Origin of the sequence: Mesorhizobium silamurunense, from assembly GCF_014843905.1 — a bacterium.
Taxonomy (GTDB): Bacteria; Pseudomonadota; Alphaproteobacteria; order Rhizobiales; family Rhizobiaceae; genus Mesorhizobium; species Mesorhizobium silamurunense.
The window spans coordinates 98,887-123,355 of the sequence record NZ_LPVS01000061.1 but is presented as its reverse complement, the minus strand read 5'-3'; the positions used below and the strand labels follow the sequence as shown (position 1 = coordinate 123,355).

The 24,469-nt window shown below is 65.3% G+C and carries 18 protein-coding genes; 9 read left to right on the top strand and 9 right to left on the bottom strand.

Going from position 1 to position 24,469, the window contains the following annotated elements; genetic code table 11:
• Window positions 1-335: 335 nt before the first annotated feature.
• The 4 genes from AU465_RS17440 to AU465_RS17425 all read left to right on the top strand — a co-directional run bounded on the left by AU465_RS17440 (window position 336) and on the right by AU465_RS17425 (window position 7,809).
• On the top strand, window positions 336-4,478 hold the full coding sequence (locus AU465_RS17440) for a peptidoglycan-binding protein (RefSeq protein ID WP_192250176.1): 4,143 nt from the start codon (window positions 336-338) through the stop codon (window positions 4,476-4,478).
• 192 nt (window positions 4,479-4,670) lie between these two features.
• Window positions 4,671-5,588, top strand: coding sequence for a sulfite exporter TauE/SafE family protein (locus AU465_RS17435; protein ID WP_095814174.1), 918 nt, complete (start codon window positions 4,671-4,673; stop codon window positions 5,586-5,588).
• Window positions 5,588-6,379, top strand: a complete 792-nt coding sequence (locus tag AU465_RS17430) for a TIGR02186 family protein (protein ID WP_192250173.1) — start codon at window positions 5,588-5,590, stop codon at window positions 6,377-6,379. Before AU465_RS17435 ends, AU465_RS17430 begins: the two co-directional genes overlap by 1 nt.
• A 173-nt stretch (window positions 6,380-6,552) precedes the next feature.
• Window positions 6,553-7,809, top strand: coding sequence for an Hsp70 family protein (locus tag AU465_RS17425; protein ID WP_192250170.1), 1,257 nt, complete (start codon window positions 6,553-6,555; stop codon window positions 7,807-7,809).
• 12 nt (window positions 7,810-7,821) lie between these two features.
• Here AU465_RS17425 and AU465_RS17420 read toward each other — a convergent pair whose 3' ends face one another.
• Window positions 7,822-8,730: a LysR substrate-binding domain-containing protein gene (locus tag AU465_RS17420; protein ID WP_192250345.1), complete on the bottom strand. Its 909-nt coding sequence runs from the start codon at window positions 8,728-8,730 to the stop codon at window positions 7,822-7,824.
• A gap of 123 nt (window positions 8,731-8,853) precedes the next feature.
• Between AU465_RS17420 and AU465_RS17415 the strand changes: the two genes are divergently transcribed.
• The 4 genes from AU465_RS17415 to AU465_RS17400 are packed head-to-tail and all read left to right on the top strand — an operon-like array spanning window position 8,854 to window position 13,619.
• The gene (locus tag AU465_RS17415) at window positions 8,854-9,012 is read left to right on the top strand and encodes a hypothetical protein (protein WP_192250167.1); all 159 of its coding nucleotides are present in this window, start codon (window positions 8,854-8,856) and stop codon (window positions 9,010-9,012) included.
• On the top strand, window positions 9,009-11,939 hold the full coding sequence (locus tag AU465_RS17410) for a molybdopterin oxidoreductase family protein (RefSeq protein WP_192250164.1): 2,931 nt from the start codon (window positions 9,009-9,011) through the stop codon (window positions 11,937-11,939). The genes AU465_RS17415 and AU465_RS17410 overlap by 4 nt, the downstream gene beginning before the upstream one ends.
• Window positions 11,936-12,670 (top strand): 4Fe-4S dicluster domain-containing protein, encoded by a 735-nt coding sequence (locus AU465_RS17405; protein ID WP_192250161.1) that lies wholly within the window; start codon window positions 11,936-11,938, stop codon window positions 12,668-12,670. The genes AU465_RS17410 and AU465_RS17405 overlap by 4 nt, the downstream gene beginning before the upstream one ends.
• 13 nt (window positions 12,671-12,683) lie before the next feature.
• Window positions 12,684-13,619, top strand: a complete 936-nt coding sequence (locus AU465_RS17400) for a dimethyl sulfoxide reductase anchor subunit family protein (RefSeq protein WP_192250158.1) — start codon at window positions 12,684-12,686, stop codon at window positions 13,617-13,619.
• An 8-nt stretch (window positions 13,620-13,627) separates the two neighbouring features.
• On the opposite strand, the gene pdeM is transcribed toward AU465_RS17400, so the two are convergent.
• The 5 genes from pdeM to AU465_RS17375 form a co-directional block, all read right to left on the bottom strand.
• A complete protein-coding gene (pdeM, locus tag AU465_RS17395) occupies window positions 13,628-14,344 on the bottom strand; it encodes a ligase-associated DNA damage response endonuclease PdeM (RefSeq protein WP_192250155.1) in 717 nt (238 codons plus the stop codon).
• A gap of 37 nt (window positions 14,345-14,381) precedes the next feature.
• A complete protein-coding gene (locus tag AU465_RS17390) occupies window positions 14,382-16,934 on the bottom strand; it encodes a ligase-associated DNA damage response DEXH box helicase (protein WP_192250320.1) in 2,553 nt (850 codons plus the stop codon).
• A 230-nt stretch (window positions 16,935-17,164) separates the two neighbouring features.
• Window positions 17,165-18,025, bottom strand: a complete 861-nt coding sequence (locus tag AU465_RS17385) for a C40 family peptidase (RefSeq protein WP_192250152.1) — start codon at window positions 18,023-18,025, stop codon at window positions 17,165-17,167.
• Between the two features lie 29 nt (window positions 18,026-18,054).
• Window positions 18,055-18,405, bottom strand: a complete 351-nt coding sequence (locus AU465_RS17380; RefSeq protein ID WP_192250149.1) for a MarR family winged helix-turn-helix transcriptional regulator — start codon at window positions 18,403-18,405, stop codon at window positions 18,055-18,057.
• Between the two features lie 73 nt (window positions 18,406-18,478).
• The gene (locus tag AU465_RS17375; RefSeq protein ID WP_192250146.1) at window positions 18,479-19,843 is read right to left on the bottom strand and encodes a leucyl aminopeptidase family protein; all 1,365 of its coding nucleotides are present in this window, start codon (window positions 19,841-19,843) and stop codon (window positions 18,479-18,481) included.
• Between the two features lie 119 nt (window positions 19,844-19,962).
• Here AU465_RS17375 and AU465_RS17370 point away from each other — a divergent pair, with 119 nt between their 5' ends.
• Window positions 19,963-20,790 carry a tetratricopeptide repeat protein gene (locus AU465_RS17370; RefSeq protein WP_192250143.1) on the top strand — a complete coding sequence of 276 codons (828 nt, stop codon included), beginning with the start codon at window positions 19,963-19,965 and terminating at the stop codon, window positions 20,788-20,790.
• An 86-nt stretch (window positions 20,791-20,876) separates the two neighbouring features.
• On the opposite strand, the gene AU465_RS17365 is transcribed toward AU465_RS17370, so the two are convergent.
• Genes AU465_RS17365 through AU465_RS17355 form a run of 3 tightly spaced genes read right to left on the bottom strand, consistent with a single transcriptional unit; the run spans window position 20,877 to window position 24,449 of the window.
• A complete protein-coding gene (locus AU465_RS17365) occupies window positions 20,877-21,893 on the bottom strand; it encodes a type II secretion system F family protein (RefSeq protein WP_192250140.1) in 1,017 nt (338 codons plus the stop codon).
• Window positions 21,894-21,906: 13 nt separating this feature from the next.
• Window positions 21,907-22,920 carry a type II secretion system F family protein gene (locus tag AU465_RS17360; RefSeq protein ID WP_192250137.1) on the bottom strand — a complete coding sequence of 338 codons (1,014 nt, stop codon included), beginning with the start codon at window positions 22,918-22,920 and terminating at the stop codon, window positions 21,907-21,909.
• Window positions 22,921-22,949: 29 nt separating this feature from the next.
• Window positions 22,950-24,449, bottom strand: coding sequence for a TadA family conjugal transfer-associated ATPase (locus AU465_RS17355; RefSeq protein ID WP_192250134.1), 1,500 nt, complete (start codon window positions 24,447-24,449; stop codon window positions 22,950-22,952).
• Between the last annotated feature and the right edge of the window lie 20 nt (window positions 24,450-24,469).

Here is a 24,469-nt window from a genome sequence, read left to right as displayed (position 1 = left end):
CACCTTTTACGTTTACGTCAATCCTATACCGACAGCCGGCACCTGACGCAAGGGCGTTGTCGGAACCGAACTTTATGCCGCACCTTGCAAGCAGCTCAGGATTTATGCGCGACTTCTTAAGCTTGGTTAACGCGTTGTTTACCACGTTGGGCGAAATGTGCGCATGTCGGTCACCCGTGTTTATCCTGTAGCGAATTTTTCACGGTTTTTCGAAGCGTGGGTGAAGAACCCGGGAAGCCCGTCTTCCTCCGCAGCAAAACCGCGCGGACGTCTTCGTTCCCGGCAGGACTTTGGGAAACCGGCCACGGCCGGTCATTCTGAACACGGGCGCATCGATGAACAGCAAGCGGTCCTATCTCGATACACTCAACGCCGGCAGGCAACGCCGGCCGCACACCTCGCTGGAGGAGCTGAACCGCTCGCTCGAAACGCTGGAGCAGCGGCTGGAACGGACCCGCGTCGACACACCCGAGCGCCCCGATCCGCGGCGACCGGCCGCCGAGCCACGCTATGCCGCCGCGCAGCCTTACGGTTCGCCCCGGTGGTACGAGGACCCCTACACCACGCAGAGGGAGCAAAATCGGGGATCGCAAAACTTAGGGCCGCAAAACCGGGGGCCGCAAAACCCGACGCCTACCGCTTCCGACTTCGGTCCCAACTATCAGGCTATTGCCCGCGACATCGACCGGGTGCGCGGACAGGAAGACGGCGTCGCGATGGTGGGCAAGATCGCTGTCGAACTGCGCGGCCTGCGCGAGGAGCTGCGCCACCAGATGACCGCCGGCCTGCAACGCGAATTCGACGCGCTGCGCCAGGATATCGATCGAGCCATGCAGGCGAGCAGTCAGCATGGCATCCCCGCCGACAAGAGCAGCGCCGAGCTCGGCCTCGAGTTCGAACGGCTTTCCGGCGCCATCCACACGCTTGCCGAAAAGAGCGACGACCGCAGCGTCAACCTGCTGCGGCTCGAGCTGGAGCAGGTCAAGGCGGCGCTCGACACGCTGGCGCGCGAGGAAAGCGTGCAAGCCGTCGATAAAAGCGTGCGGGCCGTCGACCGCCGCTGGGACGATTTCGACCGTCGCTGGAGCGCCTTCGAGGATCGCGTCGACGCCGACCAGCGCCAGCGCGCCGAAGGTCCCAGCCTTTCGGTGCTCACCGACCGGCTCGAACAGATCAGCAGCGCGGTCAACAACCTGCCGCAGTCGCTGTCGCTAAGTTCATTGGAGGAAAAAGTACGCATCCTTGCCGGCGCGGTCGACCGTTTCGCCGGCCAGCAGACGATGCGCGGCGGCGAGACGCTTGCCATGATCGACGAGCGGCTGGACGAGATCTCGCGCGCCATCGTCGCCTCGACGGTGGCCGCGCAGGCCAATGCCTTCGATCCGGAAGCCTTCGGCCGCATCGAGAAGCGGATCGCCTCGCTAGCGCAGCAGATCGAGGAGGTCGCGCAGTCGCGCCCCGGCGCCGAGGTCATCGACCGCCTCAACCTTCTGTCCAGCCGGGTGGACGAGCTCGCCGGACGCACCAACCTGCCGGAGCAGGCGATGGAGCGTCTGGGCAAGCAGATCGCCTTAATCACCGACAGAATGGACCGCGCGCCGGCGATGCCCGACGCCGACCATATCTTCCAAGGCCTGGAGCAGCGTTTCGACGCGCTGTCCACGCTGCTCGAGCGCCGCCAGGGCGATGCGATCGAGCAGGGCAACATGCTGTTCCGCGACCTCGAGCGGCGGCTGGACGAAGTCGCAGACAGGCTCGACCAGCGCATGCGACAGGACGACGGCGCCGGCATCATGGAGGCGATCGACGCCCGCTTCACCGCACTTGCCAAACGCATCGAGACGCGCGCGCCCGATCCCGCCAACGAGATGGCGATCCGCGGCCTGGAAAGCCGGCTCGAGGACATTTCCAGCCGGCTGGAATCGTCCGCGGCGCAAGTCGCCGGCATCGATCCGGCGCTGATCCGCAGCCTGGAGTCGCAGGTGACCGCCCTTTCGGCGCATCTTTCGAAGCCGAGCGCGCCGCTGCCCGACTTCGAGGACATCAGCCCGCGCCTCAACGAGATCGAGAGGTCGCTGGCCGGCACGCGCGATTCCATCCTCAGCGTCGCGCGCGAAGCGGCGGAGAACGCCGTCCGGTCGCTGGCCGAGTCGAGCTCCGACACGGCTGCTTCCAACGCGGCCGCCGTGAGCGGCCTGGCGCAGGACCTGAAGACCCTCGAAGCGCTCACCCGCCGCTCCGACGAGCGCAATTCGCGAACCTTCGAGGCCATCCACGACACGCTGCTCAAGATCGTCGACCGGCTGGGCTCGCTCGAGACCAGCGAGCCAAGCGAAGCGATCAGCGAACTGCTCGACCCGCAGCCGGGCGGCAAACGGGCCGCCCGCTCCGGCAAGATCGCTGTGCAGGGCGCGCCGTCGATGGATATCGACCAGCCGCTGCCACTGACTGGAGACATCGCCGATCTCGACGCGCGGGCCGCCTCCATCCTGCGCAACGAGCCGGCTACGCGAAGCGAACCGACTGCACCGGGCGAACCTGTTACGCGTGGCGAACCTGCCTCTCGCACGCCCGCCGAGGCCGCGGCGGCGGCCGCCATGGCCGCGCTCGGATCGGACGCGATTGGCGAGAAGGCTGAGAAGACCGGCGGCAAGAAGTCGATGTTCAGCGGGCTGGCGCGCGCCTTCAAGGGCAAGAAGAACGAGGACACGCCACCGCTTGCCAGCTCGGCGCCGGCCGGCGACGTTCCGACCGTCGATATCGACGAACCGCTCGACCCCAGAGCGGCCAACCGGCCGCTGGAGCCAGGCTCCGGCGCGCCGGACCTCAACGCCATCATGAAGCGCGTGCGCGACGAGCGCGGTGGCCAGCCGGCCAAGCGCAGCGAGACGGACGCCGCCAAATCCGATTTCATCGCGGCCGCCCGCCGCGCGGCGCAGGCCGCCGCGGCGGAAGCCGACGCGCTGAAGCGGCAGTCGACCATGACCGGTCCGGTGAAGGCGCTCAGAATCGGCGACCTGCTCAAGGCGCGGCGCAAGCCGATCCTGATGGCGGCCGCCGCGATCATGATGGCGCTGGCCGGCCTGCAACTCGGCAAGGCCTTCTTCTCCGATCCGGCGCCGGTCGCCAGCAACGACGTCGCGCCGATAGTCTCCACGCAGACGGTCGATACCGCATCGCTCAATGCAAGCGCGCCCAAGGTCGGCGCGCCCAAGGCTGGCGCGAACGCGGCGAAGCCCGAAAGCGCGCCGGAGCGTGTCGTCAGGTCGGCCGAGCCAGTGAAGGACGATCCGGCGCCACAAGCCGCGGCTCAGCCGTCCGGTTCCGAGATTCCCGCCGCCGCCGCGCCAGCCGAATCGGCGCCTACTCCGACGGCTCTGTCGGCGCCGGCCCAGCCGGCGCCGGTCCCGCTGGCTTCAACCATGCCGTCCGAACCGACAGGTCCGGCGGTGAACGCGCCGGCCATGGACACGGATGCGGATGTGCAGCCCATGACCAGCGCACCGGCGGCCAGCACCCCGGCCGCCGGCGCTTCTTCAGCCAGCACGCCGGAAACCACGTCCGCCGACACCACGGGCGCCGTCCCGCCGGCAGGCGGCCAGACCGCAGCATCGGTCGCCAAGATCGATATCCCGACCGACATCGGCCCGGTGGCGCTGCGCGACGCGGCCGCGGGCGGCGATGTCAAGGCGCTGTTCGAGATCGGCTCGCGCTACGCGGAATCGCGCGGCGTCAAGGAAGACATGGCGGCGGCGGCCAAATGGTACGAGAAATCCGCCGAACTGGGCTTCGCGCCGGCCGAATACCGCATCGGCAATTTCTACGAGAAGGGCATCGGCGTCGCGCGCGACGTCAAGAAGGCCAAGACCTACTACCAGCTCGCGGCGGAACAGGGCAACGCCAGCGCCATGCACAATCTGGCGGTGCTGTTCGCCATGGCGGCGGACGGGGTGACCGACAATGAATCGGCGGCGCACTGGTTCCAGGAGGCGGCCGATCTCGGCGTGAAGGACAGCCAGTTCAATCTCGGCATTCTTTCGGCCAAGGGCGTCGGCATGAAGCAGAACCTGGAGGAATCCTACAAATGGTTCGCCCTCGTCGCCAAGACCGGCGACAAGGACGCCGCGGCCAAGCGCGACGAGATCGCCAATGCGCTCAGGCCCGAGCAGCTCGAGCGCGCCCGCGCCGCCACGGAACTGTGGAAGCCAAAGCCGCTCAACGCGACCGCCAACTCAGCCGACATTCCGGAATCCTGGCAGGACAGCACGCCCCAGACCACCGCCAGCATCGACATGAAGAAGGCGGTGAAGAACATCCAGCTGATCCTCAACAAGAACGGCTATGACGCCGGCGGCGCCGACGGTGTGATGGGCGACAAGACCAAGAACGCCATCATGGCCTTCCAGACCGACAACAAGATGAAGCCGACCGGCGAGATCGACGCGCCGCTCGTCAAGGCACTGCTGGCGCGCAAATAACGGCAGGCGCGTCGCTTCCGCGACGGCTTGCCACAGATTTGCCTGTTAACTGATTGAGATGGTTTTTGTTTCGGCGCGGCGGCGGGGTTTGACCCCCGTCGCCGCGTCGGCGCAAGAAAAAATTGGCTTTTCGGTGCGAAACTGCTGGGGACGGCGGCATTCGCCGATTGGCAAACTGATCGAGACAGACGGGTGGGCATCTATCTCCCGATCGCGGAAATTTCCGTCAACGTCTTCGTGCTGCTGGCGATGGGCGCGGCGGTGGGCTTCCTGTCGGGCATGTTCGGGGTCGGCGGCGGCTTCCTGATCACGCCGCTCTTGATCTTCTACAACATCCCGCCGGCAATCGCGGTGGCCACCGGGGCCAACCAGGTGATTGCCTCCTCCTTCTCCGGCGCGCTGTCGCACTTCAAGCGCGGCACGCTCGACTTCAAGCTGGGCGGCGTGCTTCTGGCCGGCGGCATCGTCGGCTCGACCGCCGGCATCTATGTCTTTGCGCTGCTGCGCCGGCTCGGCCAGTTGGACCTGTTCATCTCGCTGCTCTACGTCGCGCTGCTCGGCACCGTCGGCGGGCTGATGCTGGTCGAGAGCGTCAACGCGCTGCGCGCCAGCCGCAGCGGCGCGGCACCGGTGCTGAAGAAATCCGGCCAGCACAACTGGATCCATCGGCTGCCGTTCAAGATGCGCTTCCGCGCCTCGAAGCTGTTCGTCAGCGTCATCCCGGTGCTCGGCCTCGGCGCTGCCATCGGCTTCCTATCCTCGATCATGGGCGTCGGCGGCGGCTTCATCATGGTGCCGGCCCTGATCTACCTGCTCAAGGTGCCGACCAATGTCGTCATCGGCACCTCGCTGTTCCAGATCATCTTCACGTCGGCCTACACCACGCTGGTGCATGCCACGACCAACCAGACCGTCGACGTGATCCTTGCCTTCCTGCTGATGGCCGGCGGTGTCGCCGGCGCGCAATACGGCGCCAAGGCCGGCCAGAGGCTGCGCGGCGAGCAGTTGCGGGCCCTGCTTGCGCTGCTGGTGCTCGCCGTCGCCATCCGCCTGGCCATCGACCTTTTTGTCACCCCGCCCAATCGCTATTCGCTCGCGGGCCTGACCTGATGGCGGGATTGAGAGCGCTCGCAGCCGCCTCCTTCCTGTCGCTTGCTGCCGCTGCACTGCCGGCGGCGGCACAGACGCCGGCGGCCGAAAGCATCCAGATCGGCCTGTCGACCGACGCCATTTCGATCACTGCCGGTTTTTCCGGCGCTGACCTCACCATTTTCGGCTCGTTGGAAAATCCCGATCCGCTGATTGCGCGCCAGGGACGCTACGATGTCATCGTCGTGCTGGAGGGTCCCGCTCGCCCCGTCGTCGTGCGCCGCAAGGACAGGGTGCTCGGCGTCTGGGTCAATCTGGAATCGGAAACGTTCGAGAACGTGCCGGTGTCCTATTCGGTGGCGACGACCCGCCCGCTGCAGGACATCACCGAGCCGAACAGCTACAAGCAACTGTCGCTCGGCGCTTCCAACCTCTACATGCAACCGGCCGAGCCCAGCGACAGCCTGGCGACGATCGAGGAATTCACCTCGGCACTCCGCTCGCGCAAGGCGGCGACCGGCCTCTACAGCGAGAATGTCGGCGGCGTGCAGTTCCTGTCGCAGAACCTTTTCCGCGCCACCGTCCGGCTCGCGCCCAACATCCCGGTCGGCACGCACAAGGCGCGTGCCTTCCTGTTCAAGAGCGGCATGTTCGTGAAGGAAAGCTCGGCCCAGCTCGAGATCCGCAAGTCCGGTTTCGAACAGTCGATCTTCCGCGTCGCGCACGACTATTCCTTCCTCTACGGCGTCTTCGCCGTGTCGCTCGCCATGCTCACCGGCTGGCTTGGACGCATCGTCTTCCGCAAGGATTGATTTTTTTCCCGGAACGAGGGTTTCCCTTTTCCCGGTTTTGCGATAAATCGCCGCCTCCCAGTTCAGGGGCAAGCACACACATTCATTTCGGCAGAGCGGTCCGGCCATCCGGATGACGGCGCGTTTTCCGACGCCGGCGATCCGCTGCCGCAAAGCAATGACAGGAGGCTGCGATGCAATCGGCATTCGGCGGCATCGATTTCGGCACGTCCAATTCCACGGTGGGCGTGATCCGCAACGGCCGCGCTCGACTGGTGGCGTTGGAGGGCGAGCAGCCCACTTTGCCAAGCGCCGTCTTCTTCAACTTCGAGGACGGCCATACCTATTTCGGCCGTCGTGCGATCGCCGACTACACCGACAGCGTCGAGGGTCGGCTGATGCGCTCGCTGAAAAGCGTGCTCGGCAGCTCGCTCGCCAACGAGAAGACGCGCATCAAGGCGCGCCTGATCGGCTTTACCGACATCATCGGGTTCTTCATCAGCCATCTGAAGAAGCGGCTGGAAGAGGATGCCGGCGGCCCGGTCGAACGCGTCGTGCTTGGCCGTCCCGTGCAGTTCGTCGACGATGATGCCGAAGCCGACGCGAAGGCGCAAAGCGAGCTCGAAAGGGCGGCGCGCGCGCAAGGCTTCAAGCAAATCGCCTTCCAGTTCGAGCCGATCGCGGCGGCGCTCGATTACGAACAGAATGTCGCCCGGGAAGAGCTGGCGCTGATCGTCGACATGGGCGGCGGCACCTCCGACTTCTCGGTCGTGCGCGTGTCGCCGGAGCGCGCCCGCTCGGATGACCGCAAGTGCGACATCCTCGCCAATCGCGGCATCCATATCGGCGGCACGGATTTCGACCGGCTGCTCAGCATCGCCCATGTCATGCCCGAGCTCGGCTATCTGACGCCGACCAAGGACGGCAAGCGCAATCTGCCGGCGAGCTATTTCGTCGACCTCGCGACCTGGCAGCGCATCAACCTCGTCTACACCGCCAAGGCGATGTCGGACCTTAAGCAGATCCGCTTCGAGGCCGAGCGCGCCGACCTCGTCGACCGCTTCGTCCACATCGTCGAGCACCGATACGGGCATGCGATGGCCGGCCTGGTCGAACGGGGCAAGATCGCGCTGACCGACCAGTCTTCGGCCGAGGTGAAGGTGCCGCTGCCCGGCGCACGCTTCGCGGCCGAGATCACGCGCACCGGCCTCGAACAGACGATCGGCGCAGACATCGAACGGGTGACCGCGACGGTCAGACAGACGATCGCCGACGCGGGCATCAATGCCGCCGACATCACCGCCGTGTTCCTCACCGGCGGTTCGACCGCGATCCCGCTGGCAAAGCGGCGGATCCTCTCGCTGGTGCCGCAGGCCTCCGTCATCGAGGGCGACATGTTCGGCTCGGTAGGGCTCGGCCTGGCGCTGGATGCGCGGCGTAAGTTCGCCTGAGGCTTCTGTTATCTAACCTCTGTCCGCCAGCGTCGCATCCGCCTTGCCCGTCAGGTGCGCCTTAAGCGCCATCTGGGCGAGACTCGCCTGCCGGTCACGGTGGGTGATCATGGCGAAATCGCGCTTCGGCAAATCGACCGGCACGGACCTCAGGCTGCCCTCCGCCAGGGAGCGCGCTACGACGAGTTCGGAGATGATGGTGGCGCCGGCGCCGGCCTCCACCGCCTGGCGCACGGCCTCGTTGCTGGGCAGGACCAGGAAAATCTGCAGCTCCGCCGGCGAGACGCCTTCGCTGCGCGCGAAATCCTCCAGCGCCTCGCGCGTGCCAGACCCGCCTTCCCTGATGATCCAGCGCAATGCCCGGATGTCGAGGTTTCCCGCTGGCGTCATCGGAATTTCGGGATGCGAGCGCGCCACCACCAGCATGGGGCGATCCTCGTCGACCGTGGCGCGCCGCAGAATGTCGGACTCGGTGCGCCCTTCGACGAGTCCGAAATCGGCCCGGCCGTCCAGCACATTGGTCTCCACCTGCCTTGTATTGCCGATCGTCACGCTGAGCCGCACCGCCGGATAGGCTTCGTGGAACGAAGCCAGGCGCCGCGGCAGCCAATAGCTAGCGATGGTCTGGCTCGCCGATATCGACAGGCTGCCGGTGACGGTCTGCGAGACATGTTCCAGCACGTCGTGAGCGGCCGCTGCCCGCTCCAGCACCGCCTTGGCCTCGGGCAGGAAGCGATGGCCTGTCTGCGCGAGCTCGATGTTGCGGCCGACACGGTTGAACAGGCGCACGCCATGCTGGCTTTCGAGCGCGCGAATGGCGGCCGAGGCGGCGGATTGCGAGATGCCGAGAAGCTCGGCCGCCTTGGTCATGTGGCCGTGCTCGGCGACGGCGACGAAGATGCGCAACTGATCGAGGGTCATGGCCAACTAAGAAGCAAAATCGATCGGAATTACAAGAGCCGCTTGTTGGACAGATCAATTGCTTTGTTCTAACTTTTTGCCCAGGCTTGGAAAAAATTAGCTGCTCCGCCGCCAAGGTTGGAAATGATCGGGCGCTTCAAATCCCTTTTCGCGCATTGGGGCCGCCGGCTGAGACGGCAGCTGGCCGGCGAGCGCTACCATCCCGAGCTCCACTATATGCGCGGTCCGGGGCCGAAGACGAAAGCCAAGATGGCGGTCAACAAGAGCGTTCGCGGATCATGAGCTCGGCTGAGCCGCGCGGCGCCAATTCCGCACCCTCGCAGCAGCCGCTGGCCGACACGCGCGCGCCGGAGGAAGGCGACGGCGTCGACACCTCGCCAAGCGTTTCCGACCGCATCGCCAAGACCACCTGCTATATGTGCGCCTGCCGCTGCGGTATCGACGTCCACATCAAGGACGGCAAGGTGCGCTACATCAACGGCAACAAGGATCACCCGGTGAACCGCGGCGTGATCTGCGGCAAGGGAAGCGCCGGCATCATGCAGCACTACAGCCCGGCGCGGCTGAGGAAGCCGCTCAAGCGCACCGGTCCGCGCGGCTCGGGCGAGTTCCGCGAGATCGAATGGGAGGAAGCGCTCACCATAGCCAGCGAGCGGCTGTCGGCGATCCGGCGGACCGATCCGAAGAAACTCGCCTTCTTCACAGGGCGTGACCAGTCGCAATCGCTGACCGGCTGGTGGGCGAGCCAGTTCGGCACCCCGAATTTCGCCGCCCATGGCGGCTTCTGCTCGGTCAACATGGCGGCCGGCGGCCTTTACACGATCGGCGGCTCGTTCTGGGAGTTCGGCGAGCCCGACTGGGAGAACACCAAATACTTCATGCTGTTCGGCGTCGCCGAGGACCATGATTCCAACCCGATCAAGATCGGCCTCGGCAAGCTCAAGGCGCGCGGCGCCAAGGTGGTGTCGATCAATCCGTGCCGCACCGGCTACAACGCCATTGCCGACGACTGGATCGGCATCCGGCCCGGCACGGACGGATTGTTCGTGCTCGCCCTCGTCCACGAACTGCTCAAGGCCGGCCGCATCGATCTCGACTATCTGTTGCGCTACACCAACGCGCCGGTGCTTGTCGTGCAGGAGCCCGGGTCCGCCGATGACGGACTGTTCGTGCGCGACGATGCCGGCAACCCGCTGGCTTGGGACAGGGTGGCGAAGGTCCCTGTCAACGCGACCGACCCGGATGCCAAACCAGCATTGACTGGCAACCACGTGGTCAACGGCCGGCGCTGCAAGCCGGTGTTCCAGCTGATCGCCGACCGATACCTGGACGAGAGCTATTCGCCCGATGCAGTCGCCGGCCGCTGCGGCGTCAGCGCCGGGACGATCCGCCGGATCGCGGCGGAGCTGGCGCATGTCGCCTTTGAGCAGGCGATCGAACTGCCCGTCGCCTGGACCGATCCGGCGGGCCGGCGGCACGAGACGATCAAGGGGCGGCCGGTCTCGATGCATGCCATGCGCGGCATCTCGGCCCATTCCAACGGTTTTCACACTTGCCGCGCCATCCACCTGCTGCAGGTTCTGCTCGGAACCATCGACGTTCCCGGCGGCTTCCGCTTCAAGCCGCCCTATCCCCGCTGCGCGCCGCCGGGACCAAAGCCCGCCGGCAAGACTATCCGGCCTATGACGCCGCTGGAAGGCATGCCGCTCGGCTTCGTCTGCGGGCCTGACGACCTGCTCGTCGACGAGGCCGGCCGGCCCACCCGCATCGACAAGGCCTATTCATGGGAAGCGCCGCTAGCCGCGCACGGCCTGATGCACAGCGTCATCCGCAATGCCTGGGCCGGCGATCCTTATCCGATCGACACGCTGATGATGTACATGTCGAACATGGCCTGGAATTCGTCCATGAACACGGTCGAGACCATCGCCATGCTTACCGACAAGGACGAGTCGGGCGCGTACAAGATCCCCTTCATCATCTATTCCGACGCCTACTATTCCGAGACTGTGGCGTTTGCCGACCTGGTGCTGCCCGACACCACCTATCTCGAGCGGCACGACTGCATCAGCCTGCTCGACCGGCCGATCAGCCATGCCGACGGGCCGGGCGACGCCATCCGCCATCCCGTGGTGCAGCCGGATCGGGACGTCAGGCCATTCCAGTCGGTGCTGATCGAGCTCGGCGCGCGGCTCGGCCTGCCCGGCTTCGTCAACGAGGACGGTTCGGCGAAATACCGCGACTATGCCGACTACATCGTCAACCACGAGCGCACGCCGGGCATCGGCCCGCTCGCCGGCTGGCGCGGCAAGAACGGCGAGGCGATCGGCAAGGGCGAGGTCAATCCGGACCAGCTCAAGCGCTACATCGACAATGGCGGCTTCTGGCACCACGATTTTTCCGACGACCAGCGCTACTACAAGATGGGCAACCGCGCCTATCTCGACTTCGCGGTCGAGATGGGCTTCATCCCCAGGGCGGAACGAACCGTCTTCCAGCTCTATTCCGAGCCGATGCAGCGCTTCCGCCTCGCCGCGCGCGGCCACGGAAAAGCGCAGCCACCAGAGGCCGAGCGCGGCCGTATCGAAGCCTATATGGACCCGCTGCCCTTCTGGTACGCGCCCTTCGAGGACGGGACCGTCGATCTCCAAGAATATCCGCTGCATGCGCTGACGCAGCGGCCGATGCACATGTATCATTCCTGGGGTGCGCAGAATGCCTGGCTGAGGCAGATCACCAGCCAGAACCGGCTGTTCGTGCACCGCGAGACGGCCGCCCGGCTCGGCCTTGCCGATGACGACTGGGTGTGGATCGAGAGTGTCAACGGCAAGGTGAAGGGGCAGATCAAGCTGATCGACGGCGTCAACCCGGACACGGTCTGGACCTGGAACGCCATCGGCAAGCGGCGCGGCAGCTGGGGCCTCAAGGATGATGCGGCAGAATCCAACCGCGGCTTCCTGCTCAACCACATCATCGGCGATCAGATTTCGGCCGATGCCAACGGCAAGCGCTATTCGAATTCCGATCCAGTCACCGGCCAGGCGGCGTGGTTCGACGTGCGCGTGCGCATCGTCAAATGCGCGGCGGACGAGGCCGGCTTCAGCGAGCCGCAGTTCGAACGCTTCCGGCAGCCGCCAAATGTCGAACCGTCTCCGGATGTGCTTCGCTTCGGCGCGGAATTCCGCATCAAGAGGGAAGCCGCCGAATGACCTGCCTTCCCGGCCATACCGAGAAAAAGCTCGGCCTCGTCATCGATCTCGACACCTGCGTCGGCTGCCAGGCCTGTGTGACCGCCTGCAAGGAATGGAACACCGGCGGCCACATGGCGCCGCTGACCGACATCGATCCCTATGGCGGGCATGTCGACGGGGTCTGGTTCAACCGCGTGCACGCTTATGAGCACACGACCGAGATGGGCGGCCGCACGGTGAACTTTCCGCGCTCGTGCCTGCATTGCGAGCAGCCGGCCTGCGTCACCGTCTGCCCAACCGGCGCCTCCTACAAGCGCGCCTCGGACGGCATCGTGCTGGTCGACGAGGACAAATGCATCGGCTGCAAGCTCTGCAGCTGGGCCTGCCCCTACGGTGCGCGCGAGTTCGACACCGATGTCGGCGTGATGAAGAAATGCACGCTCTGCGTCGATCGCATCTACAACGACAATCTGGCCGAAGACGACCGCGTGCCGGCCTGCGTCGCCGCTTGCCCGACCAGCGCCAGGCATTTCGGCGATCTCGGCGATCCCGCATCGGCAATCTCGCAACTGGTCACAAACCGCGGCGGCGTCGACCTGATGCCGGAGCTCGGCTACAAGCCGACCAACAAATACCTGCTGCCGCGTGCCCGCACCGAACGCGCGGCCAACGTGGACGCGCCGGCACTTGAGCCGATCAAAGCCGAGGGCGGCTTCCTCGGCTGGATCGACCGCATGCTTTCGAACTGAATTCGCGCAGCCCATGCATCCGGCCTTTTCCGTCCTCTTCTTCACCACCGCCACCGGGGCCGGCTATGGCCTGCTGGCGCTGCTCGGCCTGCTTGGCGGGTTTGGGTTGATTCCAGCCGATTTCTGGCTTGGCCTTGTCGGCATGGCGCTTGCGCTCGGCCTGATCGCGGCGGGCTTGCTCTCCTCGACCGGCCATCTCGGCCGGCCCGAGCGAGCCTGGCGGGCCTTCTCGCAATGGCGCAGCTCCTGGCTGTCGCGCGAAGGCGTGGCGTCGGTCGCGACCTTCATTCCGGCCGGGCTGTTCGGCATCGGCTGGGTGCTGCTTGGCGATAGCGGCGGCTGGGTGGCCGTTGCCGGGCTTCTGGCGGCAGCCGGCGCGGTCACGACGGTCTGCACGACCGGCATGATCTATGCTTCGCTTAAGCCTATCGCGCAGTGGCACAGCCGCTATACTTTGCCGGCTTATCTTATTTTCGCTTGCATGACAGGCAGTGTGTTGCTCAACGCCCTTCTTCAGGGTTTCGCCGTCGGTTCGACGGTGGTTGTGACAGGAGCGACACTTGCCACGCTCGCCGGTTGGGCCTGGAAGCTCGCGACCTGGCGGTACAACGACCGGCTGAAAATCCCGACCACCGCCAACACGGCGACGGGCCTCGCCGGCGGCACGGTGCGGTCGATCGAATGGCCGCACACCGAAGAAAACTACCTACTCAAGGAGATGGGATTCCGCATTGCGCGTAAGCACAGTGCGAAGTTGCGGCGGATCACGCAGGTATTGGCCTTCGCCGTGCCGGCTATCTTGCTTGCTGTCGCCTTCGCCTCACAGTGGCCTTTCGCGGCCATTGCGTCGGCGCTCGCAGCCATTTCCCAACTTATCGGCATGCTGGTCGAGCGCTGGCTGTTCTTCGCCGAGGCGAAGCACACGGTCACACTCTACTATGGTAGATAGGAGCGGCTTCAGCCGGGCCTGAGCATCGAGCCGGATATCGCGAAGATGCGTTCGGCGCCCAGCATATAGGCCATCAGTGTTTCCAGCCGGAACAGGCCGGCATAGGCGCGGTCGAGTACGTTGAGCGAGCCGGTATAGGCGCCGAAGGCTGGCATGATCATGCGGCCGCCGTCGCCGGCGAAGCAGCGCCGCCGCACCGAACGGCCGCGCTGAACGATGCGGGCGCAAGGATGGAGATGGCCGGCGATCTCGCCTTCGACCCGCAGCCTGGAGGGCTCGTGGCGAAACGCCAGCGAGCCGACGGCGAGTTCCCTGACCGTCTCGCCCGGCAGGTCGGCCGGCGCATCGGGATCATGGTTGCCGGCGACCCAGAACCAGTCGCGGCCGGCCATCATCGCCTCCAGCCGTTCGCGGAAGCTCTGATGCATGCGCTCGGCGCCGCCCCCATCATGGAAGGAGTCGCCGAGGCTAACGACGATGCGCGGCTGATAGTCGGCGATCACCGCCTGCAGCCGCAGCAGCGTGGCACCGGTGTCGTAGGGCGGGATCAGCGCGCCGCGCCTGGCGAAGGAAGAGCCTTTTTCGAGATGCAGGTCGGAGACCGCGAGTAGCCGAAGATCGGGGAAATAGAGGATGCCGCGCCGATCGCAGACCGCGCGCTCGCCGGCGATGCCGATCAAATCGGCCTCGGCGATCAACGTTGCGCGCGACAGCGAAAAATTCATGCCCTCTCCGTTTACGCAATTTCCGAATGGAAAACCGCTACATACTTTTCCTGGAATTGCTTCCAGCCCGCCACCCGCGACCCATCGCCTCTTCGACCAGGTCGGCGGCTTCCATCAACAGCGTGTCATTGGCGCCGCCATTGACCGATTCCTTACCGATCTCCAGCATCACCGGCACCGCCAGCGGCGAGATCTGGTCGAGATGTTTATGCATGATTCGACCGCGGACGCGCGAGAGCATCTCGCCAAGTCTGCTGACATCGAGCAATCCGGCCGAGGCATCCGTGCGCGTCGCCTGCAGCAGGATATGGTCCGGCTCGTGGCTGCGCAGCACATCGTAGATCAGGTCGGCCGAGACCGTCACCTGGCGCCCGCTCTTCTCCTGTCCGGGGTAGCGTTTTTCGATCAGTCCGGCGATGACGGCGCAGGTGCGGAAGGTGCGCTTCAGCATCCAGCTGTCGTTCAGCCAGGCTTCCAGATCATCGCCCAGCATATCTTCGTCGAAAAGTGTGGGCAGCGACGGCTTCTTCGCCTTGAACAAAGCCGCCATGTCGTCGAGTGCCCAGACAGCGAGCGAATAGTCGGTGGCGACAAAGCCGAGCGGCCTGGCATGCGCGCGCTCCAGCCGGCGCGTGAGCAGCATGCCGAGCGTCTGGTGCGCCAGCCGGCCTTCGAAGGGATAGGCGACCATGTAGTGGCGGTTGCCGCGCGGAAAGGTCTCGACCAGAAGATCGCCGCGCTTCGGCAGCACCGACTTTTCCTCCTGGACCCGAAGCCAGTCGGCGACCTGTTCGGGCAGGACCTTCCAGCGGTCGCTGTCGGCCAGCATGCCGCGCACCTGTTCGGCGAGATAAGTCGACAGCGGGAACTTGCCGCCGGCATAGGACGGCACGATGATGTTGGCGCCGGCGCCGTTGGAGACGACGCATTCGTTTTCGCGAATGCCTTCGAAGCGCAGCACCTTGCCGGCGAAGAGAAAATTGTCGCCGGGCCGCAGCGTCTCGGCGAAATACTCCTCGATCTTGCCAAGCACAGGCCCGCCGCGGCCGGCCATGCCTCGCCCCTGCCGGACATAGCGGACATTGAGCTCCGGCATTTCGACGATGGTGCCGACATTGAGCCGGTATTGCTGCGCGACGCGCGGATGCGAGACACGCCACAGCCCGTCCTTGTTCCGGCGGATGCGGGCGTAGCGCTCATAGTTCTTCAGCGCGTAGCCGCCTGTCGCGACGAAGTCGATGACGCGATCGAAGGTCTCGCGTTCCAGCGCTGCGTAAGGCGCGGCGCCGCGCACTTCCTCGTACAGAAGGTCGGCATCGAACGGTCCGCCGCAAGCGACGCCCAGCACATGCTGCGAGAGCACATCGAGCGCGCCCTTGATCAAAGGCGGCGTGTCCTGCGCGCCGAGATAGTTGGCGTCGAGCGCGGCGCGGCATTCCAGCACCTCGAAGCGGTTGGCCGGGATCAGGATCGCCTTCGACGGCTCGTCCATGCGGTGGTTGGCGCGGCCGATGCGCTGCGCCAGGCGGCTGGCGCCCTTCGGCGCGCCGACATGCACGACCAGGTCGACATCGCCCCAGTCGATGCCGAGGTCGAGGGTGGAGGTGGCGACGATGGCGCGCAGCGCATTGTCGGCCATCGCCTTCTCGACGCGGCGGCGCTGGCCGACATCGAGCGAGCCGTGATGGAGCGCTATGGGGAGCGAGTCTTCGTTCGCCCGCCACAGCTCCTGGAACAAAAGCTCGGCCTGGCTGCGGGTGTTGACGAAGAGAAGCGTCGTGCGGTGCTCTTTGATCGCCTCGTAGATCTCGGGGATGGCGTAGCGGGCCGAGTGCCCCGACCACGGCACGCGCTCGCGCGAGTCGAGGATGGAGATGTCGGGCTTGGCGCCGCCGGCGACGGTGATCAGCCCGGCCCTGTCGCCTGCAGGATTTTGGCTAACCAGCCAGCGGCGCAATTCGTCCGGCTCAGCGACAGTTGCCGACAGGCCTATGGTTTGCAACTCGGGAACGAACCTCCGCAGCCGCGCCAGGCCAAGCGCCAGAAGATGCCCGCGCTTCGAGGTGACGAGCGAATGCAGCTCGTCGAGCACGACATAGCGCAGGTCCTCGAAGAAGCGCCTCGCGTCGTTTGAGGCGATCAGCAGCGCGAGCTGTTCGGGCGTGGTGAGCAGGATGTCAGGCGGCACCAGCTTCTGCCGCTGGCGCTTGTGCGAAGGCGTGTCGCCGGTGCGCGTTTCGATTGTGACCGGCAGCCCGATCTCGTCGACCGGCCTGCCGAGATTGCGCTCGATATCGACGGCCAGCGCCTTGAGCGGCGAGATGTAGAGCGTGTGGATGCCGCGATGCGCTTCGCCGGGCTTCCGCTTGGGCCGGTGGGCAAGCTCGGTCAAAGACGGTAGGAAGCCGGCTAGGGTCTTGCCGGCGCCGGTCGGCGCGATCAGCAGCACCGATTGTCCGGCTTGCGCCTTGGCCAGCAGCTCGAGCTGATGGATGCGCGGCGACCAGCCTTTTGCAGCGAACCATCTGACGAATGGCTCGGGCAGGAGAACGGCGGCATTCTGTTCGGCAAGGCGCGGCTGCTCTGTCACACGCCAGAGGTAGCGCGATGCCAAGCGCACGCCAAGGAAAATCGGAACAAAAGGGGATCGTTCTTCCCTTCTCTCCTTCTTGTGGGAGAAGGTGGATCGGCGCGCAGCGCCGAGACGGATGAGGGATGTTTCAGCTTGGCGCCGCTTACCACTCACCCGGATTGCCAACCGATTTGCGAAGGGCAAATCGGGGCAATCCGACCTCTCCTACAAGGGAAGAGGTAAAGATGCTATGGCCTCCTAAACCCAGTCGGGCCGCCATAGAGATAGCCGATGCGCTCGACCGCCTCTTTCAGCCCTTCGCGCGAGACCAGCATGGTGTGGCCATTGGCGTGGATCATCTCTTTCGCGTCCGTCATGATCGCGACATGGCCCTTCCAGAAGACGAGATCGCCGCGCCTGAGTCCGGAAAACTCAGGGCCCGGCTCGAGCGGCGTGCCGATCGATGCCCCCTGCATATCGGAATCGCGCAGCACATCCTTGCCCGTCATGCGCATCGCCAGCTGCACGAGGCCGGAACAGTCGATGCCGAAAGCGGAAACGCCACCCCAGAGATAGGGCGTGCCGAGAAAGCTCTCCGCGACCGTGACGTAGTCGTCGGCGAGTTCTCCGATCGGCCGCAGATGGCGGGCAATCACCGCCTGGCCGGAAGGCAGCAGCGCGTAATGCGTGCCGCGCGTTTCGGCGGAGCCCGTCACCGTCACCGTCGAGCCCATCGACAATTGTCCGCCGATCGGAAAGCGCAGATCAGGACCCGGATAGAGGAAGGTGCGCGGCACGGAGACGATGTGGGTAAGCGCGTGTTCACATGCGCCAAGCACGTTATCGGCGACATAGCCGACGTAGCCGTCGCGCTCGGCCTGCACCCAGGCCCAGCCTTCCGCGTCCTCGAAGACGAGCACGTTATCGCCGAACAGCGCCTGCGTGTTGATCCCGGCATCGGGGCGCGGCGCCTTGTGCAGGTCGGCGACGGCGGCGGTTATCCGCGCCGGCCGGCCAGCGACGAAGCGCTCGGCGGCGACCTCTCCTTTCAGCCTGGCGTCGGCGAGATCGGAACGAAAGGCGTGAAGGCGGGCATCCCTGGCAGTCAAATCAGCAATCCAGTCAACTCGGTGATCGGTCAGATGGGCAGTTCATGCGCCCTGGCGACGATACCATCGCCGAAGCGCTCGACAAAGAGCGCGCCTTCGACCGTGCGCCGGATCAGCACGTTGCGCTTGTCGAGCTCGTCGCGGTGGCGCGACACCAGCTTCAGAGCGCCCATCGTGTCGAGCGCGCGGGTGATGACCGGCTTGGTGACATTGAGCCTGGCTGCCAGTCCGCGCACCGTATGCGGCGGCGGGTCGAGGTAGATGGTGAGCAGGATCGCCGTCTGGCGCATGGTGAGGTCGGGCGCGCCCTCGCGCACCTGCGACAGCAACACCTGCTGCCACAGTCGCAAGGCCTGGCTCGGGCGCATCGAGATCGACATCCGCCCAGCATGACGGCAAATTGTTTCGCTTCCGTTTCAGTCTGCGGCCTTTTTTGCCGGCTTTTTGCCAACCTCAACCGAAGCGCTTCGAGATGATCCGTTCCAGCGCGCGAATGCCTTGCGCCTCGCCACCGGTCAGGCCGTACGGACGATCGGACGGATTCCAGGCGAAGATGTCGAAATGCGCCCAGCCGGGCGTCTTCTCGACGAAGCGCTTGAGGAACAGAGCCGCGGTGATCGATCCGGCAAAACCATCCGTGGTGACGTTGTTGACGTCTGCGACCTTCGAGGAAAGCTTCGCATCATAGGGACGCCACAAGGGCATGCGCCACAGCGGGTCCTCGACAGCGAGCGAAGCCGCAGCCAGGTCGGCCGCCAGCGCCTCGTCGCCGGTATAGAAGGGCGGCAGATCGGGGCCGAGCGCGACACGTGCGGCTCCGGTCAGCGTCGCCATGTCGAACAGCAGGGCCGGCCTTTCCTCGTCGGCGAGCGCCAGGGCGTCGGCGAGGATCAGCCGTCCTTCGGCGTCGGTGTTGCCGATCTCGACCGTGATGCCCTTGCGGCTTCTCAGCACATCGCCCGGCCGAAAGGCGTTGCCGGCGATCGAATTTTCGACGGCGGGGATCAGCGCCCGCAACCGCACATTCAGTTTCGCCGCCATAATGATTGAGGCTAGACCCAGCACGTTGGCGGCCCCACCCATGTCCTTCTTCATTAACAGCATGCCGGACGACGGCTTGATGTCGAGACCGCCGGTGTCGAAGCAGACGCCCTTGCCGACCAGCGTCACCTTCGGCGCATCGCTCGGTCCCCATGTCATGTCGATCAACCGCGGCGCGGCGGCCGAGGCGCGGCCGACGGCATGGATCATCGGGAAATTCCGCACCAGGAGATCGTCGCCCTTGACAACGGAGACGTCGGCGCCGTGCGCAGCGGCCAATGTCTGGACGGCCTCGTCCAGCTCATCCGGCCCCATGTCGCTGGTCGGCGTGTTGACGAGGTCACGCGTCAGGAAAACGCCCTCGGCGATGCGGCGTACACGCGCGACGTCGGCGCCCAACGGCAGCGCGAAGCGCAACGCCTTGCCGGGCTTCTTGCCGTAGCGGGTGAAGACGTAGCCGCCGAGGACGAGGGCCAGCGCCGCAAGATCCGGCACTGGCAAATCCTGGGCGAAATGCCATTCGCCCTCGGGCAGCGATCTCGCCAAGGCGCCGATGGCAAGCTGGCTCTCGCCGTCGCCGGTGCCGAACAGCGCGCCGGCGAGAGCGCCACCGTCGCCCGGCAGAACGAGCGTACGGCCCGCATCGCCGGAAAAGCCATTGGCCCGCGCCCAGGCAATGACCGAAGGCGGGAGGATCGAGGCGTCGAGACCGTCCTTTCCCACCAGATAAACTGGCAAGGCGGCTTCCGGTTTCTGGTCAATGATTTCGACAGGCATTCAATGGTCTCCGGCCGACACCGCGAGTCGGCTTTTTAACGATCCGTTAGGGTTAACAGAATATTTCTGTGAGAGGGAAGACGGCCAGTTAATGGCCGCGCAGGAATGGAGACGGCGCGATGCCGATCAAAGCATTGACCTTCACGAGCAAGCGTCTGATCACCACGGCATTCATGGCAGCGCTGGCGGCCAGCGTTGCGGGCTGCGCCAGCACCAGCAAGTTCACGACCGGCTCCATTTCCCGCTCCGATAACAGGCCGCTGGAAACGATGTCGGCCGGCGAACTGCACGGCGCCACGACCAGGCTTGGCGAATCCTACGCCAGGAACCCGAACGACAAACGCATCGCCACGAATTACGCCGCGGCGCTGCAGATGGATGGCGACGCCGACCAGTCGCTGGCGGTGATACGCAAGCTCGCAATCGCCTACCCCAAGGACCGGGACGTGCTCGCCGCCTACGGCAAGGCGCTCGCCGCCAACGGGCAGTTCGAGCAGGCGCTCGATGCGGTGCGCCGCGCGCAGACGCCGGAATATCCGGACTGGCGCCTGGTGTCGGCGGAAGCCGCCATCCTCGACCAGATAGGGCAGCGGGACGAGGCACGTCAGGATTACCGGAAGGCGCTCGAGCTCAAGCCGAACGAACCTTCGATCCTCTCCAATCTCGGCATGTCCTATGTGCTGGAGGGGGATCTGCGCACCGCCGAGACCTATATGCGCTCGGCCGTGCAGCAGCCGAGTGCCGACAGCCGCGTGCGGCAGAACCTGGCGCTGGTCGTCGGCCTGCAGGGCCGCTTCGACGAGGCCGAAAAGATCGCCTCGCAGGAGCTTTCGCCGGAGCAGGCGCAGGCCAATGTCGCCTATCTGCGCCAGATGCTTGCCCAGCAGAATGCCTGGAGCCAGCTCAAGGATCAGGACAAGGACAAGGCGAAGGCCGCGACGAACTGATCGAGCAGGGCGCGGGATCGCGCCGATCGACGACAAAAGGCCGCGCGGCATAAACCGTGCGGCCTTTCCATATCCGTTCGGGTTTTCTAGTGACTGCTGGAATTGTGCTGGTCGCCGAAGATGCCGCGCTGGCTGACCTGGATGCCGGCCGGCCCCAGAATGATGGCGAACAGAACCGGCAGGAAGAATAGGATCATGGGCACGGTGAGCTTCGGCGGCAGTGCTGCGGCCTTCTTCTCGGCCGCGTTCATGCGCATGTCGCGGCTTTCCGACGCCAGCACGCGCAGCGCATGCGCCACCGGCGTGCCGTAGCGTTCCGCCTGGACCAGGGCCTGGGACACCGACTTCACCGATTCCAGGCCGGTGCGGCTTGCCAGGTTCTCATAGGCGACCTTGCGGTCCTGCAGATAGGAGAGCTCGGCATTGGTGAGCACGAATTCCTCGGCGAGCGCGACGGACTGGGTGCCGATCTCGTCGGCGACCTTGCGAAGCGCTGCTTCCACCGACATGCCGGATTCCACGCAGATTAGCATCAGGTCGAGCGCGTCCGGCCATGCCAGCTGGATCGACTGCTTGCGCTTGGTCGCGCGGTTGTTGACGTAGAGGATCGGCGCATAGAAGCCGCCATAGGCGACAAGAATGCAGACGAACAGCTTGATGAAGGCCGGCTGTTGCGCCAGACCGCCCAGAACGAACAGGTAGATCGCTGCGAGCGCGAATCCGATGAAGGGCAGGATCAGGCGAAAGAACAGGAAGCGCGTCAGCGGATTCTGGCCGCGGAAGCCCGCCACCTTGAGCTTCTGCAGCGTGCCTTCGTCGGCAAGCGCGCGCTTGAGGTCCAGCCGTTCGACGATGTTGCGCATGCCGATCGACTGCTCCTCGCGCAAGCCCTTGCGGCGGCGGTCGGCTTCGTTGGCGAGCCACTGACGCTGCCTGGCGCGCAGTTCGTCACGCTCGAGCGCCACGCTTTTCATGCGCGCCTTGAGCTGATTGCCGCCAAGCGCCGGCAGGAGCGTGAAGACGGTCGCAAAAACCGCGATGCCGACCAGCAGCGCGATAAGAAAAGAAGGATCGGTTAGCGTCTTGACGACCTGGTCTGTCATTGGGTCCGCGTCCCTACACTTCGAAATTCATCATCTTGCGCATCACCAGGATGCCGATCGACATCCAGACGCCGGAGCAGCCGAGGATCAAATTGCCGACGCTGGTCGTGAACAGCGGCATGATGTAGTTCGGGCTCGAAAGATAAACGAGAAAGGCGACGACGAACGGCAAGGCGCCGATGATGACGGCGGATGCCTTCGCTTCCATCGACAGTGCCTGCACCTTGGCCTTCATCTTCTTGCGGTCGCGCAACACGCGCGAAAGGTTGCCCAGCGCCTCGGAGAGATTGCCGCCGGCCTGCGACTGGATCTGGATGACGATGCCGAAGAAGCCGGCCTCGGTGCATGGCATGGTCTCGGACATGCGCAGCGTCGCGTCGGGGATCGACATGCCCATCTGCTGGGAATCGACGATGCGGCGAAACTCGGAGCGCACCGGCTCGGGAGATTCGTTGGCGATCATGCGGATCGCGTCGTTCAGCGGCAGACCGGACTTGACCGCGCGCACGATGATGTCGAGGGCATTCGGGAACTCCTCCAGGAAAGCCTTCACCCGGCGCGTGCGGCGAAACGATACGAACCAGCGCGGCAGGCCGAGGGCTCCGGCCAAGAGAGCGCCGGGCAGAACCAGCAACGGCGCGCCAGCAAAATAGGCGAGGAACGTAAGCACGACGCCGCAGATCGCCGAGTAGATGTAGAAGCGCTCGATGGAAACCGTCATGCCGGCCTGGCGGATCTGGGCCTTCAGCGGCGGCTTCTTGAGGTTGCGGTCGTTGGTCTTCTGCTTCTCATCGAGCTGCTTGAGCGAATCCTGGAGGGTCTTGCGCCGCCTGACCGCTTCCGCGGCGCGGTCGCGCGTAGCCTTCACCACCGACCGGTCGGTCTCGGCCGTCTTGATTGTTTCAAGCCGCTTGCCGGCCTGCTTTTCATTGTCGATGCGCTTGAACAGGAAAGCATAGGCTATCGCGCCGGCGCTGAGGCCCGCAAGCACGACGAAAGCCAGAACCGTGGTGTCAATTCCGAACATCGACCGGGGCCCCTACACCTCCAGATGCATCAGTCAGCGCGTTTCTCCATGGCTTCGAGCGCGTTGGCGAGGCGCTGCTCCTCGCCGTAGTAGCGGGCACGATCCCAGAAATGCGGCCTGCCGATGCCGGTCGATACGTGCTCGCCCAGCAGCCTACCGTTCGCGTCTTCGCCCTTGATGTTGTAGAGGACAATATCCTGGGTGATGATGACGTCGCCTTCCATGCCGATCACCTCGGTGATGTGGGTGATGCGGCGCGAGCCGTCGCGCAGGCGGGCCGCCTGGATTATCACGTCGACCGAGCCGACGACGATCTCGCGCACCGTCCTCTGCGGCAGCGAATAGCCGCCCATGGCGATCATCGATTCAATACGGTTCAGGCATTCGCGCGGGCTGTTGGAGTGGATCGTTCCCATCGAGCCGTCATGGCCGGTGTTCATCGCCTGCAGAAGGTCGAACACTTCCGGTCCGCGCACCTCGCCGACGATGATCCGTTCGGGCCGCATGCGCAGGCAGTTCTTGACGAGGTCGCGCATGGTCACCTCGCCCTCGCCTTCGAGATTGGGCGGCCTGGTTTCGAGACGGACCACGTGCGGCTGCTGCAACTGCAGCTCGGCCGAGTCCTCGCAGGTGATGACCCGTTCCTCGCGATCGATGTAGTTGGTCAGGCAGTTGAGCAGCGTCGTCTTGCCCGAGCCGGTACCGCCCGAGATGACGACATTGCAGCGGACGCGGCCAATGATCTTCAGGATCTCCGCGCCTTGCGGCGAGATGGCGCCGAACTTGACCAGCTGGTCAAGCGTCAGCTTGTCCTTCTTGAACTTGCGGATGGTGAGCGCGGTGCCATCGAGCGAGAGCGGCGGCGCGATCACGTTGACGCGCGAGCCGTCGGGAAGACGCGCGTCGCAGATCGGGCTCGATTCATCGACGCGGCGGCCGACCTGGCTGACGATGCGCTGGCAGATGTTGAGCAGCTGCTGGTTATCGCGGAAGCGGATGCTGGTCTGCTCGACCTTGCCGTTGACCTCGATGTAGACGTTCTTGGAACCGTTGACCATGATGTCGGCGATGTCGTCGCGCGCGAGCAGCGGCTCCAGCGGCCCATAGCCGAGCACGTCGTTGCAGATGTCCTCGAGCAGCTCTTCCTGCTCGGAGATCGACATTGCGAAATTCTTGATCGCGATGATGTCGTTGACGATGTCGCGGATTTCCTCGCGCGCGCTTTCCGGATCGAGCTTGGCGAGCTGCGAAAGATCGATCGTATCGATCAGCGCCGAAAACACCTGGCTCTTGGTGTCGTAGTAGGTTTCGCTACGCTCGCGCTGGGCCCTTCTCGGCGGCTCGGGCGCCATCGGCGGCGCCTCCACCGGACGGCGAACGGGCGACGCGGCGGGCATGCTCGGCACAGGCGCGGCCGGCCGATCGAGAGCCATCGTCCCGGCCGGAGCGGGAGCGGCGGGGGGAGGTGCTGGCGGACGGAATTCGGGAGTTGTCCGGCTGCCGTCGTCTGTGCCTCTTTTACCAAACATGATCGACTACCCGATGCCGC

Excerpts from the sequence above, each read along its gene's own strand:
- AU465_RS17440 (WP_192250176.1), top strand. The coding sequence starts at position 336 with ATGAACAGCAAGCGGTCCTATCTCGATACACTCAACGCCGGCAGGCAA.
- AU465_RS17430 (WP_192250173.1), top strand. The coding sequence starts at position 5,588 with ATGGCGGGATTGAGAGCGCTCGCAGCCGCCTCCTTCCTGTCGCTTGCT.
- AU465_RS17425 (WP_192250170.1), top strand. The coding sequence starts at position 6,553 with ATGCAATCGGCATTCGGCGGCATCGATTTCGGCACGTCCAATTCCACG.
- AU465_RS17420 (WP_192250345.1), bottom strand. The coding sequence starts at position 8,730 with ATGACCCTCGATCAGTTGCGCATCTTCGTCGCCGTCGCCGAGCACGGC.
- AU465_RS17415 (WP_192250167.1), top strand. The coding sequence starts at position 8,854 with ATGATCGGGCGCTTCAAATCCCTTTTCGCGCATTGGGGCCGCCGGCTG.
- AU465_RS17410 (WP_192250164.1), top strand. The coding sequence starts at position 9,009 with ATGAGCTCGGCTGAGCCGCGCGGCGCCAATTCCGCACCCTCGCAGCAG.
- AU465_RS17405 (WP_192250161.1), top strand. The coding sequence starts at position 11,936 with ATGACCTGCCTTCCCGGCCATACCGAGAAAAAGCTCGGCCTCGTCATC.
- AU465_RS17400 (WP_192250158.1), top strand. The coding sequence starts at position 12,684 with ATGCATCCGGCCTTTTCCGTCCTCTTCTTCACCACCGCCACCGGGGCC.
- pdeM (WP_192250155.1), bottom strand. The coding sequence starts at position 14,344 with ATGAATTTTTCGCTGTCGCGCGCAACGTTGATCGCCGAGGCCGATTTG.
- AU465_RS17380 (WP_192250149.1), bottom strand. The coding sequence starts at position 18,405 with ATGTCGATCTCGATGCGCCCGAGCCAGGCCTTGCGACTGTGGCAGCAG.
- AU465_RS17375 (WP_192250146.1), bottom strand. The coding sequence starts at position 19,843 with ATGCCTGTCGAAATCATTGACCAGAAACCGGAAGCCGCCTTGCCAGTT.
- AU465_RS17370 (WP_192250143.1), top strand. The coding sequence starts at position 19,963 with ATGCCGATCAAAGCATTGACCTTCACGAGCAAGCGTCTGATCACCACG.
- AU465_RS17365 (WP_192250140.1), bottom strand. The coding sequence starts at position 21,893 with ATGACAGACCAGGTCGTCAAGACGCTAACCGATCCTTCTTTTCTTATC.
- AU465_RS17360 (WP_192250137.1), bottom strand. The coding sequence starts at position 22,920 with ATGTTCGGAATTGACACCACGGTTCTGGCTTTCGTCGTGCTTGCGGGC.
- AU465_RS17355 (WP_192250134.1), bottom strand. The coding sequence starts at position 24,449 with ATGTTTGGTAAAAGAGGCACAGACGACGGCAGCCGGACAACTCCCGAA.